General features: G+C 40.1%; 13 protein-coding genes. 8 read left to right on the plus strand and 5 right to left on the minus strand.

The features are described from left to right. Positions 1–334: 334 nt before the first annotated feature. From pgi to HUS61_RS10490, 5 genes are all read left to right on the plus strand, one after another. The gene (gene pgi / locus HUS61_RS10470) at positions 335–1,981 is read left to right on the plus strand and encodes a glucose-6-phosphate isomerase (protein ID WP_175082793.1); all 1,647 of its coding nucleotides are present in this window, start codon (positions 335–337) and stop codon (positions 1,979–1,981) included. A 267-nt stretch (positions 1,982–2,248) separates the two neighbouring features. Next, positions 2,249–3,721: a glucose-6-phosphate dehydrogenase gene (gene zwf / locus HUS61_RS10475; protein WP_175082792.1), complete on the plus strand. Its 1,473-nt coding sequence runs from the start codon at positions 2,249–2,251 to the stop codon at positions 3,719–3,721. 5 nt (positions 3,722–3,726) lie between these two features. Further along, positions 3,727–4,437 carry a 6-phosphogluconolactonase gene (pgl, locus tag HUS61_RS10480; protein WP_175082791.1) on the plus strand — a complete coding sequence of 237 codons (711 nt, stop codon included), beginning with the start codon at positions 3,727–3,729 and terminating at the stop codon, positions 4,435–4,437. A gap of 710 nt (positions 4,438–5,147) precedes the next feature. Beyond that, on the plus strand, positions 5,148–7,688 hold the full coding sequence (locus HUS61_RS10485; RefSeq protein ID WP_175082841.1) for a TonB-dependent receptor: 2,541 nt from the start codon (positions 5,148–5,150) through the stop codon (positions 7,686–7,688). A 76-nt stretch (positions 7,689–7,764) separates the two neighbouring features. Further along, entirely contained in the window at positions 7,765–9,276 is a 1,512-nt protein-coding gene (locus tag HUS61_RS10490; protein ID WP_175082790.1) for a tryptophan halogenase family protein, read from the plus strand. Between the two features lie 38 nt (positions 9,277–9,314). Here HUS61_RS10490 and HUS61_RS10495 read toward each other — a convergent pair whose 3' ends face one another. After that, entirely contained in the window at positions 9,315–10,025 is a 711-nt protein-coding gene (locus HUS61_RS10495) for a DUF6445 family protein (RefSeq protein WP_175082789.1), read from the minus strand. A gap of 243 nt (positions 10,026–10,268) precedes the next feature. On the opposite strand from HUS61_RS10495, the gene HUS61_RS10500 reads away from it, so the two are divergent. After that, positions 10,269–10,973, plus strand: a complete 705-nt coding sequence (locus tag HUS61_RS10500) for a SapC family protein (protein ID WP_175082788.1) — start codon at positions 10,269–10,271, stop codon at positions 10,971–10,973. Between the two features lie 125 nt (positions 10,974–11,098). Beyond that, entirely contained in the window at positions 11,099–12,133 is a 1,035-nt protein-coding gene (locus HUS61_RS10505) for an isoaspartyl peptidase/L-asparaginase family protein (RefSeq protein ID WP_054563615.1), read from the plus strand. Positions 12,134–12,201: 68 nt separating this feature from the next. On the opposite strand, the gene queF is transcribed toward HUS61_RS10505, so the two are convergent. Then, a complete protein-coding gene (gene queF, locus HUS61_RS10510; protein ID WP_055021917.1) occupies positions 12,202–13,047 on the minus strand; it encodes an NADPH-dependent 7-cyano-7-deazaguanine reductase QueF in 846 nt (281 codons plus the stop codon). 59 nt (positions 13,048–13,106) lie between these two features. Between queF and syd the strand changes: the two genes are divergently transcribed. Next, the gene (syd, locus tag HUS61_RS10515) at positions 13,107–13,646 is read left to right on the plus strand and encodes a SecY-interacting protein (RefSeq protein WP_175082787.1); all 540 of its coding nucleotides are present in this window, start codon (positions 13,107–13,109) and stop codon (positions 13,644–13,646) included. Between the two features lie 76 nt (positions 13,647–13,722). Here the strand turns inward: syd and HUS61_RS10520 are convergent, their stop codons facing one another. From HUS61_RS10520 to HUS61_RS10530, 3 genes are all read right to left on the minus strand, one after another. Then, positions 13,723–14,496: a Zn-ribbon-containing protein gene (locus HUS61_RS10520; RefSeq protein ID WP_054553724.1), complete on the minus strand. Its 774-nt coding sequence runs from the start codon at positions 14,494–14,496 to the stop codon at positions 13,723–13,725. Beyond that, the gene (locus HUS61_RS10525; RefSeq protein ID WP_055021916.1) at positions 14,496–14,762 is read right to left on the minus strand and encodes a hypothetical protein; all 267 of its coding nucleotides are present in this window, start codon (positions 14,760–14,762) and stop codon (positions 14,496–14,498) included. The genes HUS61_RS10520 and HUS61_RS10525 overlap by 1 nt, the downstream gene beginning before the upstream one ends. Before the next feature lie 156 nt (positions 14,763–14,918). Beyond that, positions 14,919–15,149 carry a DUF2789 domain-containing protein gene (locus HUS61_RS10530; protein WP_036969581.1) on the minus strand — a complete coding sequence of 77 codons (231 nt, stop codon included), beginning with the start codon at positions 15,147–15,149 and terminating at the stop codon, positions 14,919–14,921. Positions 15,150–15,216: the final 67 nt, after the last annotated feature.

A 15,216-nucleotide genomic window follows, 5' to 3' on the forward strand; every position in this document is an offset into this window, starting at 1 on the left:
GTTAGTTATATTTGTATTATAATAATATCGAAAAGTGTTCACCAGAGCGCTTTTTCTGAATAGGTACATCAATATTTAATATAAGTTAGTTAGTGTATCTAATGTTCTACCAAATTAGCAGTAAAATAATTGAGATAATTTTTATGATACCGGTGTCAAAAGAGAAAAATTGCGCTATTATCTCGACTATAAAATGTAAAAGTAGAACATTGACAGCGTTGTCATTTTAACTTAGTGTTAATTTTCATCGTGTTTTTAATTGCTGTCTTTATTCAACATTAATAAAAAGATAGTTAAAAATCAGTTTGTTGCAAGTTTTGAGGGGATTATATATATGAGCAGCCGTTCGCAATTAGCTAGTTGGCAAGCACTATCTGAAAGTGCCAAGAAGATGAAACAAATTCATCTTAAAGATTTATTTGCCAAAGATAGCACGCGTTTCGAGCAATTCTCTGCTCAGATCCCAGGTGTATTATTCGATTACTCAAAACAACAAATTGATAAGACTGTTTTTGAACAATTAATTGCTTTAGCGAAAGAGTGCGATATCAGCGCATGGCGCGACAAGATGTTCAGTGGTGAGAAAATTAACATTACTGAAGACCGTGCTGTACTTCATACTGCTTTACGTAACCGCGCTAACACAGCTGTAATGGTTGATGGTGAAAACGTAACAGACGCTGTTAACGCTGAGCTTGCTAAAATGAAAGCCTTTGTTGGCAAAGTACGCAGTGGCGAGTGGTTAGGCTACACAGGTAAAGCTGTAAAAGATGTTGTTGCTATTGGTGTAGGTGGTTCAAACCTTGGTCCGCAAATGGCAACCGAAGCACTTGCTGCTTATGCTGACGACACATTAAATGTTCACTATGTATCAAATGTTGATGGTGTTCAAATTGCATCTGTTTTACAGGGTTTAGATGTTGAGACAACATTATTTGTTATCTCATCTAAAACATTTACAACCTCAGAAACCATGACTAACGCTAAATCGGCTGTTAAGTGGTTTTTACAAACAGCACAAGCGCAAGAACATATCGCTAAGCACTTTGTAGCTGTAAGCACCAATTTAGAAAAAACAGCGGCCTTTGGTATCGCTGATGAAAACGTATTCACAATGTGGGATTGGGTAGGCGGTCGCTTTTCTTTATGGAGTGCGATAGGATTACCAATCGCCCTGTACCTAGGCTTCGACGCGTTCGAAGAGATCCTAGAAGGTGCGTTTGAAATTGATGAGCATTTTAAAAATGCTGAATTTGAAAATAACGTACCATTGTTAATGGCGCTTTTAAGTGTTTGGAACACTAGCTTTTTAGGTTATACGGCACAAGCTATTTTACCGTATGACCAAGCACTACACATGTTACCTGCGTATTTACAGCAAGGTGAGATGGAAAGTAACGGTAAGCATGTTACTTTTGCTGGTGAAACGGTTCCTTACACGACGGTTCCAATTATTTGGGGTATGACAGGTATTAATGGCCAACATGCTTTTTACCAATGTCTGCACCAAGGTAATGTAATTGTACCTGCTGACTTTATTGCCTCAATTGAGCCACAAGTAAATGTTGGTAAGCACCATGATATTTTATTATCAAACTTCTTTGCACAAACCGAAGCGATGATGGCCGGTGTTGATGCAGAGCAAGTAACTGCAGATTTAACCGCAAAAGGTAAATCTGAAGCAGAAATTGCAGAATTATTGAATCATAAGATTCACCAAGGCAATCGCCCAACAACGTCAATGTTGTTAGATAAAGTTGATGCGAAAACGGTAGGACGTTTAATTGCGCTTTATGAGCACAAGATCTTCTGCCAAGGCATTATCTTAGAAATCTGTTCATTTGACCAATGGGGTGTAGAGCTAGGTAAGGGACTTGCCTCTAAAATTGAAGCTGAATTATTTGATGACGCAGTCAGTCATCCACACGATAGCTCAACCAACGGACTGATCGCTTACTATAAAACACATCGTAAGCAGTAATAGATTCGCAGCAACAGCTGTAAACCGAATACCTTTGAACGGGTAGCGCTGGAGTTCTTAGGGCCTGTATTTTTGTGAGAGGATTTACAGAGCCCCTAAGACTCATTTACTTCAGCCAACATAAGAATAATGAGTAAACTACTTACAACAAATTCAACAGGCTTTGTTAAAGGGATCATCTAACACAGCCAATCAACCAGATAACAACACGCACTGCCATACTGCATGAGTCGATTAACATGGCATTGCCAATGTAGAGAGTGATATATGTTAAATCCATTTGATATCGTAATTTTTGGGGGCGGCGGTGATCTTGCGTTACGTAAGTTACTTCCTGCAATGTATCGCGCTTATCAAGAGGGCAACCTTCCTCAAGGTTCTCGTATCCTTCCTACGGTACGTGAAGAAAGCAAACGTAAAGAATACATCGAAACAGCACATAAAGCGTTACAAGACTTTTTAGGTAAAGGTGAGTACAACGGAAAAGATTGGAAAGCATTTTCAGCTTATCTTGTGCCAGTTGTAACGAATGTAACTGAAGCCGATGACGACTGGGATAAACTAAAAGATATCCTTGATGAACACGATGCTGATAAGTCTCGTGTTTTTTACCTTTCATTACCACCTGCAGTGTACGGTAGCTGTTGTGAAATCTTATCTAAGAAAGGTCTGATCACAGAAACGTCACGCGTTGTTGTTGAAAAACCGATTGGTTACTGTGGTGAGTCTGCTGAAGCAATCAATGCAAAAATTGCTGAATACTTCAAAGAAGAGCAAGTATTCCGTATTGACCATTACTTAGGTAAAGAAACAGTACAAAACTTAATGGCACTGCGTTTTTCAAACTCACTGTTTGAAAACCTGTGGGATGCAAAATCAATCGATAACATCCAAATTAGCTTATCAGAAACAGTGGGCCTAGAAAGCCGCGCTGGTTTCTACGATAAAGCGGGTGCATTACGCGATATGGTACAAAACCACTTGTTACAATTACTTTGCTTAGTGGCAATGGAATCACCAAACAAATTAAACGCGAACAGCATCCGTACTGAGAAATTAAAAGTACTTGAGTCGTTACGTCCGTTAGTGGCTGAAGATGTTGATGCAAACATTGTACGTGGTCAGTATGTACCAGGTAACTTAGACGGTAAAATCGTCCCAGGTTACTTAGAAGAATTAAATGAAGGTGCGAGCAAAACAGAAACTTTTGTTGCTATTCGTGCGCACATCGATAACTGGCGTTGGGCAGGTGTGCCTTTCTATCTTCGTACTGGTAAACGTATGAAAAAGCGTTGTGCTGAAATCGTTGTTGAATACAAAAAAGTATCTCACAACGTTTATACTGACAACGTAGGTAACATTGAGCCAAATCGTCTTGTTATTCGTCTGCAACCAGAAGAAACAATTCAATTAACACTGATGTCTAAGCGCCTTGATAACCTTGAGATGCAATTAGAACCAGTAACCATGAACATTGAGTTATCGCAAGCGTACAGTAATGGTTTCCATTCAGATGCTTACAAGCGCTTAATGTTAGATGCCGCAGCAAATAACCCATCACTGTTTATTCACCGTGATGAAGTGCGTCAAGCATGGAAATGGATTGACCCAATCATTGAGCGTTGGCAAGAAAAAGGTGCACCATCTTTATACCGTGCTGGTACATGGGGCCCTGAAGATGCAGATGAGCTTTTAGAAGAAAACAACCACGTTTGGTTTAACACAGGCGATAAGGCGTAATTAAGATGGCAACAATTGTTGAAAAATTCTTTGCAAACAAAGACGAATTAACAGCTGAGCTTTCTTCAAGCCTTGAACAAAGCCTTGTTGCTGGTATTAAAGAAGATGGTCGCGCGGTACTGATGGTATCGGGTGGCTCATCGCCAGCACCTGCTTATAAGCACTTATCAAACCTTGAACTTGACTGGGCAAACATTGATGTTGCTATGGTTGATGAGCGTTGGGTTGATGCTGATCATGAAAAAAGTAATGAAGCATTTATCAAAAGCACGCTATTACAAAACCATGGCGCTGCAGCTAATTTCGTAACAATGAAAAATGACGCATTAACGCCGCAAAACGGTGTTGCTGAATGTGAAGCTGCATACAAAGCATTAAAGCGTCCTTTTGATGTGACAATTTTAGGCATGGGTCCAGATGGTCATACGGCTTCTCTTTTCCCTCATGCCGAAGGCCTTGAACACGGCCTTGCGACAGATGATTTAGTATGTGCAATTAACGCTATTGAAAGCGATGTAACAGGTAAAATCACTGAGCGTATGACGTTAACTTTAGCTGCGATTGCAGACTCTAAAGTAGTGAAGCTTTTAATTAGCGGTGAAGAAAAGCTCGCTGTTTACAAGCAAGCGAAAGAGGGCGGTGCAGTTGCTGACATGCCTTTACGTGCTGTATTGAATCACCCACATATCAATATCGAAGTTTATTGGGCGCCTTAATCGCCCGATTAAACTCAATGTCAAAAGCGAGCTATTATGCTCGCTTTTTTGTTTTAAATTCTCATCTTTAACAAACGATTTTGCATAAATACGCTTTCTTTAAATAGCCCGATAAAGTGTTAGACAAGTACAAAATGGCTCTATATAATTAAAAATGACAACGCTGTCATTGTTATTGGTTATTATTCTCAATATCCCCTTTAACTCATTCTGCCCAGAAAAAGTTAAAAATAATTTGTACATGACAGCGTGCTTTTAGGAATAGGTTAGTTTTTTAAGCTAATTTATTGTTAGATAACAGGTTTTATATAACTTTTAGTTATGGTTAATAAACGCCCAATGGAAACTAAAGCTTACAAAAACACATGTAATTTTTAGCAAATTTCAAAAACTCATCCTTTTGGTCTTTTCATCTGCAATATCACTCATGCTATATTTGCGCCGTTAATTTGTAACAATTCTTAAAAACTCAATATTAAATATTAGTTATATCAATAGCTTGATTATTTCGTTGTAAATTTTTTGCACAAATTAACCAAAAAGATGTAGCACAAATGTAATTTAGAGTGTATGGTTTGTTACTAGATGACAGCGTTGTCATCATCACTGGGCAGAAGTGATATAAAAAACCAACAAAATGATTCAAGGGGAATCCTGTGTTAGCTAAAAATTTTAAGAAAAGCTTATTAGCAGTTAATATCGGCCTCGTAATGAGTGCTGGGTTCACTGGCGCTGCATACGCAGCAGATGAAACTAAAGTTCAAGAAGATGTTGAAGTAATTGAAGTTCGCGGTATTCGCCGTTCACTTGAAGCTTCAATGAATACTAAGCGCTTTGCTGACAGCGTTGTCGATGCTGTTTCTGCAGAAGACATCGGTAAGTTTCCTGATGGTGATGTAGGTGAAGCACTTGGTCGTATTTCAGGTGTTGCTGTTAACCGTCAATTCGGTCAAGGTCAGCAAGTGTCTATTCGTGGTGCTTCAAGCCAATTAACACGCACACTTTTAAACGGTCAAACTGTTGCATCAACAGGTTGGTATGACCAACAATCAATCGACCGTAGCTTCAACTACACGCTTTTACCACCTGAATTAGTTGGTGAAATCCAAGTTTATAAATCTTCTCAAGCTGACGTTGTAGAAGGTGGTGTTGGTGGTACTGTTATTGTTAACACTCGTAAGCCACTTGATCTTGACGCTGGTACAACTTTCTTAAGTGCAAAAGCCGACTACGGCACAATCTCTGAAGAAACAGACCCTCAAGTTTCTGGCTTATTTAGCTGGAAAAATGACGAAGAAACATTCGGTTTATTAGGTTCAGTATCTTGGGCTGAAACAAACTACCAACGTAACGGTATCGAATCACTGATCGGTTGGGGTGATATTGTTCCTACTACGTTCCAACAAGAGCGTGAACGTACAGCATTAAATGCAACTTTCCAGTATCGTCCTACAGAAAACCTAGAGCTAGGTTTAAACATCATGAGCCTTGAGTTAGATGCAAACAATGCAAATACCTCAAACTTCGTAATGTTCCCTGACGACAAAGAAGCAGCTTGTGAGCAAACAAATGCATCAGGTACATGTACTTTCTACCGTCGTACTGGTGAAGGTGTAAATCCAGGTTGGACTCAAACTTGGGCGCGTATCGCAAGCATGTCATCTGACACAGCTGATTTCAGCCTTAAATACGAGGGTGACTATTTCACATTAAAAGGTCGTTTCGGTACAACTGAATCAGAAGGTGGTACAGACCTAACTGCAAACTACGGTAACTTCATCGGTGTTCCATCTGATTACGCTGGTACTTATGATGCTACTGGTGATGTAATCAAAATTGATATCAATAACAAATACTTTGAAGCATCAGATTTTGCAGGTCCATTATCTCCAGCTGGTTGGGCACTTAAAAAGCAACCTAACACAGATGAAGAAACTTACGCACAGTTAGACCTTTCATTCCCTGTTGATTTTGGTGCTATCACAGCAATCAAAACAGGTTTCCGTTGGGCTGACCATGAAGTAAAACAAGAGACTTACTCAACTACTTTAGTTGATACATTACCAAGTGGTGATGGTGAGACTTACTACTCAGGTACAATGTCATCAGGTGCAGGTTTCACTTTACCTGAGCCAGATTTTGACAAAATGGTAGCTGATGCACGTGCTGCAATTGCAAGCTTCGATAATGATTCAGCTGTATACCGCTCAGGTTACGGTACAATCGAAGAAGAAAACTTCGCAGTTTACGCAATGGCTGAGTTCTCTGCAGAATCTATCCGCGGTAACTTCGGTTTACGTTATATCTCTACAGATGCAGAATCAGATTACTACGGTTTTGCAAATGGTGAGTACGAAAGTTCACTAAGCACAGATAAAGCGAGCTACAACGACGTATTACCTAGCATCAATATCGCATTCGATTTAGCTGAAGATGTAATTTTACGTACCTCTGCGGCACAAGTTATTGCACGTCCTAACTACACAGATATGTTCTCTGCATCATCTTTTGCAGGTTACGCTGATGGTACAGCAAATAACGAAGTACTAACTAAAGGTAACGTAGGCCTTAACCCATTCAAAGCAACTCAAGCTGATTTAGGTATCGAGTGGTACTTTGATGGTGACGGTATGGTAAGTGCAACTTACTTCTTCAAAGACATCACATCATTTGTTACTTCAAGCCAAATCTTGAATCAACAAATCGGTGTTGTAGACCCAGATACTCAAGGTGATAACTGGACGCTATCTACTAAGCTTAATGCAAGTGGTGGCCAAATCGAAGGTATCGAGCTACAAATTCAAGATGGCTTTGACAGTGGCTTTGGTTACTCAGCAAACTACACATTCGTAGATGCACCATCAGAAGCTGAAAACTACCCAGATATGATCCCATTATTCTCAGATTCGTCTAAGCATACTGTGAACTTAGTGGGTTACTATGAAACAGATACTTACTCAGCACGTTTAGCTTATAACTGGCGTTCAGAGTACATGATCCGTGAGCTACCTGGTTTCTATGGTAACCGTGAGCACCAATCATACGGTACACTTGATTTCAGTGCTAACTACAGCGTAACTGACAACATTGACGTAACGTTTGAAGCTGTTAACTTAACTGAAGAAGACAGCGTACAAATCGGTGTTGCTCCTTCTGATGCAGAAGTCGTTCCTGAGCTTCGTAACGGCTACCCAGCATGGAGCTTTGAAGGTGAAGCACGCTACAAGCTAGGTGTATCACTACGTTTCTAATTTGATTTAGATAACGAAATTAAGAAAGCCCAGCTCGCACTGGGCTTTTTTGTGAGTAAAAAGTGGGCGAGTAAAAATGATAAAAAAAATCGCAATTGTTGGTGGCGGAACAGCAGGATGGTTAGCCGCTAACCATTTGGGTCATGCGCTTTTGCAAAGTGGCATTGAGATCACGTTAATCGAGTCTCCTAATATTGCCAGCATAGGTGTCGGTGAAGGTACTGTTCCTTCGATGCGCAACTCTTTACAAAAGTTTGGTATCAGTGAAAGTGACTTTATCAATGAATGTGATGTTACTTTTAAGCAGTCAATCAAGTTTGTAAATTGGCTAGATAAACACAAACATGGTGCTAACTTTTACCATCATTTATTTGATCACCCACATATATTCGGTGAGGAGTTAACGCAGCAGTGGCTTGCTGAGGGTAACGGTAATGATTACGCCGAGTTTGTTTCTAAGCAACATGCGTGTTGTGAAAATAACCTAGCACCGAAAACAATTGCGACACCTCAATATGCAGGTATCAATGGCTATGCCTATCATTTTGATGCTAAAAAGTTTGCTGCATTCTTAGGAAGCCATGCCACGCAACATTTTGCTGTAAAACACCTGTTTGCAGAAATTAAAGATATCAGCTGTGATGAGCAAGGTTTTATTACACACCTAATCGACTCAGAAGGTAACGCCTTAGAGTTTGACTTTATTATTGATTGCTCAGGCTTTTCGGCTGCCTTTATTGGGCAAAAACTAGGGGTGGGCTTTGTTGATAAGTCAGATAGTTTATTAACTGATACTGCAATCACATTGCAAGTACCGACACAAAGCGATGATGAAATACCGCCTTACACTATTGCTACGGCACACCAAGCCGGTTGGATCTGGGATATTGCGCTCACAGAGCGAAGAGGAGTGGGGTTTGTTTATTCATCTAAGTATATGAGCGATGAGCAAGCACACGCTAAATTGCATCATTATTTAGGTAATAAATTTGAGCACTTAACGCCAAGAAAGATCCCAATGAAAGTAGGGCATAGAGAAAAAATGTGGCACAAAAACTGTGTCGCTATAGGGTTGTCGCAAGGATTTGTTGAGCCACTTGAAGCAACTGCCATCTTAATTGCAGACTTTTCTGCGGGGTTATTAGCAAAGCGTTTTCCGCGTACCCGAGATGACATTAAGTTAGTTGCTGATGATTATAATCAGCAGGTGAATTATGTATGGCAACAAACGTTCGATTTTATAAAAATGCATTACTGTATTTCGGATAGAACTGATTCAGCCTTTTGGCGTGATAACAAAAAAGCCGACCAGTTATCAGACAAACTAAAAAATAACCTAGCACGCTGGCATCGCTTTACACCAGTACGCGAAGACTTTGCCAGTAAGTTTGATTTATTCGACTTAGAAAACTACTTATATGTATTGTTTGGTATGAATTATGTACCTGCCAAACAGCAATCTAAGCAGAGCGACAATCAACAAGTTGCTGAATTTAAACAGCAACGCGTCAAGCAGTTATTAAGCGAGCTACCTAAGCACAGAGAACTATTAGATAAAATAAAGAAATTTGGCTTACAGAAGTACTAATTTGATTAACTGAGCTGGCTAAAAAAGTATTAGTCAGCTTAGCTAATTCTAAAAAATGAAGAGATAGATAAACGGCTGTTGCTTATATCATTGCTGTACTCTTTGTGATTAAAAAGAGCTGCGCTATGCAATAGGTTGCTCTTATAAATTACGAGCCTATTAATCTTCGCTTCAATATCCACCACTTTTTCAAAAAGCGCTGTTGTTTCATTTAAATAGCCTTGATGAGTTGCGCTGTATTTTTCTGTATCAGCAATCATGTTATGCACGCTATTTTGGTTATCAGCTGTCACTTTAATAATATTCTCAGGCAGGTATTTGTATATGCCTGTGCCGCCCCATTCTTTAGGAGATAAATAATGCACTGCTGCAAATGTTTTATCATCCGTTGAATCAATATGTGGCATACGCTGCAAGGTATTTAATTCATTCGCATTTTGAGTAACTAATGAAAGCTTACAGCGGTGAAGATATAAATTATTTTCACCGCTTGTAATGATCCCTTGCTCTAAAAGCTCGTTAAGTAGCTGCTCAAAAGCTCGGTAGTAAGGCGCAGGCATTTCATCTCGCTTACCGGGGTAGAGTGTGCCATCGCTGCCAAAAGGCTGGAAATAGGCCGTATCTGTGGCAAATTGATAAATAGGCTCGAGGGTGTGTAAAAAGTCATCAACAATAATGACAGTCTCATTAATTTCAGCAATGAAAACGCTGCTTACTTTATAGTCTTTATTTAATTGATAGCCTTCCATTGTTTGCCTCAGTCTCCCCATAATTGTTGAATATACTAACAAAAATAGTGGCTTATGCGTGATAATATTTACTTGCTTATAGCTTGTTTTTTCATCATTTGGGGATGATTGGTAATGTAGGTAAATTTGTTAATTTATAATGTACAAACTGCCACAAAATTTTCACTTCCTTTTTGTTGCCAAAACCTATAGGCTTTGGGCACTAACAGCAAAAACATATTATAAAATTAATGGAGCAGTATCATGGCGGAGCAACAAGTACAGCCTTTACATAACGAAAAACATGCCAACACTAAAATTCAAAATGGCATCAACATTGAGTTCATGAAAACTCAGCACTTAGTACCTGTGGTTGCACACGAATTTGCACGCATCGCAAATGAATTCCCAATGGCATTTGTTAAAAACAACGAATCAGGTCAATTCCTAGCAGTTGCTTTATTTGGTCTAGAGCCAGGCGAGAACCTTTTCATTCAAGACGACAAATGGACTGCTGCATTTGCACCTATGTCTATGACTCGTTACCCACTAGGTCTTGTTAAGCACCCAGAAGCTGACCAATTTGGTATCGTAATCGACGAAGCAAGCCCACTTGTAAGCGAAGAAACAGGTAATGCACTTTTCGAAAACGGTGAAGAAACTGAATACCTTAAGCGTCGTAAAGAAGCACTTGTTTCTTTCATCGAGTTCTCTCAGGTCACTGAAGCATTCACTAAGTACCTTGCAGACAAAGAACTACTAGTAGCTCAAACGCTAACTGTAGAAATCAAAGGTGAGAAAAAAGACATCAACGGTATCTACCTTGTTGATGAGAAAAAACTTAACTCACTAAGTGATGAAGAGTTCTTAGACCTTCGTAAGCGTGGCTACTTAGCACCTATCTACTCTTTCTTAACGTCTACTCACCAAGTAGCACGTTTAGCACGTTTAAAAGCAGCTCAAGCTTAATTTTAAACTGCTAGAAAAAAGCGCCATTAGGCGCTTTTTTTGTTTCTTTCGTCGGTTAAAGCTTGAAAACCAGCGTCGAATTATTCACATTGGGCTTACAAACTAAAATAAATATAAGTGCCCCTATGTTAAAAACATTACTCACCTCAGCCATTGCGCTTAGCGCATTATCATTTAGTACTTTAAGCCACAGTAGTGATCAACCTTTTGCTATCGCCATTCATGGTGGTGCAGGAACGATTGAAAAGAGCCGCTTCACGCCAGAGCAAGAAAAAGCTTACCGTGCAAAACTAAAAGAAGCCGTTGAAACAGGCTATGCCGTGCTTGAAAAGGGTGGTGAGAGCCTAGATGCTATCACTGCGGCAATTAATGTGCTGGAAAACTCGCCGTATTTCAACGCTGGTCGCGGTGCTGTATATACTTATGACGGTGCACATGAGCTTGACGCATCGATTATGGATGGTCGTACACGCCAAGCAGGAGCTGTTGCTGGGGTTAAACACATTGAAAACCCAATTAACTTGGCGCGCTTGGTGATGGAAAAATCAGTGCATGTTATGCTCAGCGGCCAAGGTGCTGAAGAGTTTGCAAAAACTCAAGGTATGCCGCTGGTTGAAAACAACCTATTTGATACTGAACACCGTTATAAAGCGTTATTAAAAGCAAAAGAAAAGCTCGATAAACAAAAAGTAACTAGCAAAGACTACCAAGCTGCACACAAAGCCCTGCCAGTTAATTACAAAATGGGCACTGTCGGTGCAGTTGCACTTGATAAAAACGGTAATATCGCCGCAGGTACCTCTACAGGTGGCATGACAGCAAAACGTTTTGGCCGTGTGGGCGATTCACCAGTGATTGGTGCGGGGACCTTTGCTGAAAACGAATCATGTGCAGTATCTGCGACAGGGCATGGCGAGTACTTTATTCGCTACAATGTGGCAGCTGATATTTGTGCTCGCGTAAAATACCAAGGTAAAACTATTGTGGAAGCGGGGAACGAAGTGATCCACGATGTATTAATGCCTATAGGTGGCACAGGCGGTGTGATCATTATTGATGCTAAAGGTAACATCAGCTTGCCGTTTAACACCGCAGGTATGTACCGTGCGAGTAAATCAAATACATCACCAACGTATGTGGGTATTTTTAAAGACGAGTAATTATCTGTAACTAATCTTCAGACAATAAAAAACCGAGTTCACAACTCGGTTTTTTATTGTCACCAAAGTTATTGGCGATTAATTTTTACCTTGAAGGGTGTTTCATCTTGATTCGTTGAGCGATAAGGGTTGATATCTAAACCACCACGGCGTGTATAACGGGCATACACTTCTAACTCTTCAAGGTTTAACTGCTGCATTAAATCGCAGTAAATACGCTCTACACATTGCTCATGAAATTCGTTGTGAGTTCGAAATGAAATTAAATATTTTAATAAGGCTTCATGGCAAATCGCTTGGCCTTTATAACGAATAATCACACTCGCCCAATCAGGCTGTGAGGTGATCAAACAGTTCGATTTTAGTAAGTGACTGTGTAGGGTTTCTGAGACAATCTCATCACCATTATGGCGAAGTGAGCTTGCATCAATATCATAGCTGGTGATTTCGATATCCAGATCATCAATACATTCGCCCGGTAACGCTGAAAATGGCAAACAATTGAAATCATCTGCTTGGTATAAAGTAACGACCACCGGTGCATTAACTGCATCTGACAAGTCTTTGCTAAGCGCTTGATGTACGCCATCTAGCGTCTCAAAACGTGTTTGATTAAAGCTATTTAGGTACAGTTTGAATGACTTAGACTCAATGATATGGCTGCTCTGACAAGGAAATACAAACGTTGCCACAGCGACCATTGGCTTACCCTTGCTATTTAGCCACGATAATTCATAGCCAGTCCAAATATCTTGGCCTTTAAACGGTAAGTTATCTTCGCTAACACCTAGTGCATCACGGTTTAATTTACGGGCAATAGGAAACAGTAAACTGGGTGTGTAGGTATCTACATACTCTGTGCTTTTACCAAGAACACTGTTTTTCAGTTCGGGTGAGTTGCTGTAATCTGTCATCTTTACACTTTTGTAGTTACAATGGCGGCATTATACCTAAAGCCAATGAGTTTCGCAGTATGTCTGTTTCTACAAAACTAGATAAGTTACATCAAGCATTTAGTGAAAAATGCCTCGAACGCACAGGAAAGCTTCCTGTTATTGAACATGATACAGCATGGCCAAGTCCATGTGAGCAGGGCGAAGTAGATGAGCAGGGGCTTATTCAGTGGTGTGCAGTTCCACAACAACCTGCTGGCAGTTTAGAAGACTTAGCCAAGGCACTAGAGTTATCGTTTCCTGAAGATTTAAGCCCATTGTTTGGTCATGTCTATGCGGGTAATTTGTTATTGAGTATTGATGATCATCACATTGAACTGCTACAAGCATGGAATGAAGATGATTTTAGCCGCTTACAGCAAAATATTACCGGTCACGTGTTAATGAAGCGCAAGCTAAAGCAGCCAGAAACCGTATTTATTGGTCTTACAGAGCAAGATGATCTGCTGATCACTGTATTAGTCCAAAGCGGTGAGGTTTGCTTAGAGTATGTGGGTAAAAAACCACATCATGTGCTAGCGAATAGCATCAGTGAGTTTTTAGACAAAGTAACGGTTTAAATTCAATAAGTAAAAAGGGGCGGTTGCCCCTTTCGTGTATTTGGTTATTGCTTTTTAATTTATTGCCTTAATTAAGCTATTGAAAGTCCCACGAGATATTCGAAACAATGCCACAGGGCTCACAACGAAAATCAAATAAGCCAAACCATGGCTCTGGTAATTTCCACTCGCCATCGCAGCTTGGGCAGCGACGTTTAAGCTCTGACTCTTTGTCAACGCCGCCTACACGGTATAAATAATAATAAACCGGCTTCTTGGTTAGAAAACTAATACGTTTCGTGATATCACGACCACGGCGGTATAAGTCACTCTTGATGCTAGTTAGCTCTTCAAGCGCAGGAAATTCACAACGGGTTGCACCATTGATCTGAATTTGATCGCACGCTTGCCAGTCTTCTTGCCATTTAATGAGTGTTTTGTAATCGCCATTGGCAATTGCTGGAATGCGAAATAACGGCACAGGCAAAAAGTCATCACCACAATAAAGCGGGCTACAGGTGTGCACGTACGTGGTATACAAAATATAGCACGACGGATCATGACACATGTCTGCGCCATTTGAGTGAATGTCTTGGCCGACCACTTTAACTTTTGGTGCCAGTAAGCCTGCAGTGTTTAATTGCTCAATGCTATGTTTTACAAACGGGCTATGGTTGAGCGGATGCATCGCATCTTCGGTTGGGCACATTACACGAGTAATGAAAAATCCATCTTTTAAAACCGTTGGAAATTCATCACCAATAATTTGGCCGTTAAAACGAAGCGCATTCACTAGGCGGTTTATCGCCTGTTCAGCAAGCTCTAGGGTAGTATCTTGGTAGCAATCAAAAGTCAGATCGACAACAAACATTATTTTTTCTCAAGCAGTGCTAATAACCTATCTAATTTAGCTTCAATACGATCCAATTGACTTTCTTTTGGTGTACTCAGTTGTTCATTTGACGGGTTATTGATGAAATTATTAATTGAATCCGGATTGTTTTTATATTGGCTAACCGCAGCGATGATCACAGGCATCGGCATTGGTTGGGCTAGCTTACTTTTAGTTAAGGCAACTGTCGGGGTTTTACCTTCATCAAGAAGGGTTTTAATTGCATCAAATACAACGGCATTCATTTTTGTATAAACTCTTTTATAAAGACTAAAAAGCACCGCAGTATATGGGCTGCAGTGCGCGCGTATGGTAGCAATAATAGATGTGGAGTGAAATTACTTTCCTAATTTACGAGCTAAAAGAATGTTATTTAAGCTTCGTAAATTTGGTCGCAGGCGTTACTGGCGTAACCTTGCGTCTAATTCATCAATCACCTCGCTCCAAGCACCATCTTCTGCAAGTGATTCTGCTAAAAAGTGTTGCTGAGCTTCATCCCAAAAAGGCGCTTCCTGCAATAGGGTTGTATCAGACAGTTGATGGGATGCTATAAAAGCATCTATTTCACTTTCTTTGCTCGGTAAACCAAGTTGTGCAAATAGGGTCGAAATATCATGTTTTGTCGTATCCATAGTTCTGCTCCTTGTGTATGGCGATAATTATTACTGCTTGAACTTAATGATGATGAACCGCAGTTTA

The sequence above is a fragment of the Pseudoalteromonas sp. 0802 genome (assembly GCF_013350085.1).
GTDB lineage: Bacteria > Pseudomonadota > Gammaproteobacteria > Enterobacterales > Alteromonadaceae > Pseudoalteromonas.

Coding starts and splice junctions, on each gene's coding strand:
- pgi (WP_175082793.1), top strand. CDS start 335: ATGAGCAGCCGTTCGCAATTAGCTAGTTGGCAAGCACTATCTGAAAGT.
- zwf (WP_175082792.1), top strand. CDS start 2,249: ATGTTAAATCCATTTGATATCGTAATTTTTGGGGGCGGCGGTGATCTT.
- pgl (WP_175082791.1), top strand. CDS start 3,727: ATGGCAACAATTGTTGAAAAATTCTTTGCAAACAAAGACGAATTAACA.
- HUS61_RS10485 (WP_175082841.1), top strand. CDS start 5,148: ATGAGTGCTGGGTTCACTGGCGCTGCATACGCAGCAGATGAAACTAAA.
- HUS61_RS10490 (WP_175082790.1), top strand. CDS start 7,765: ATGATAAAAAAAATCGCAATTGTTGGTGGCGGAACAGCAGGATGGTTA.
- HUS61_RS10495 (WP_175082789.1), bottom strand. CDS start 10,025: ATGGAAGGCTATCAATTAAATAAAGACTATAAAGTAAGCAGCGTTTTC.
- HUS61_RS10500 (WP_175082788.1), top strand. CDS start 10,269: ATGGCGGAGCAACAAGTACAGCCTTTACATAACGAAAAACATGCCAAC.
- HUS61_RS10505 (WP_054563615.1), top strand. CDS start 11,099: ATGTTAAAAACATTACTCACCTCAGCCATTGCGCTTAGCGCATTATCA.
- queF (WP_055021917.1), bottom strand. CDS start 13,047: ATGACAGATTACAGCAACTCACCCGAACTGAAAAACAGTGTTCTTGGT.
- syd (WP_175082787.1), top strand. CDS start 13,107: ATGTCTGTTTCTACAAAACTAGATAAGTTACATCAAGCATTTAGTGAA.
- HUS61_RS10520 (WP_054553724.1), bottom strand. CDS start 14,496: ATGTTTGTTGTCGATCTGACTTTTGATTGCTACCAAGATACTACCCTA.
- HUS61_RS10525 (WP_055021916.1), bottom strand. CDS start 14,762: ATGAATGCCGTTGTATTTGATGCAATTAAAACCCTTCTTGATGAAGGT.
- HUS61_RS10530 (WP_036969581.1), bottom strand. CDS start 15,149: ATGGATACGACAAAACATGATATTTCGACCCTATTTGCACAACTTGGT.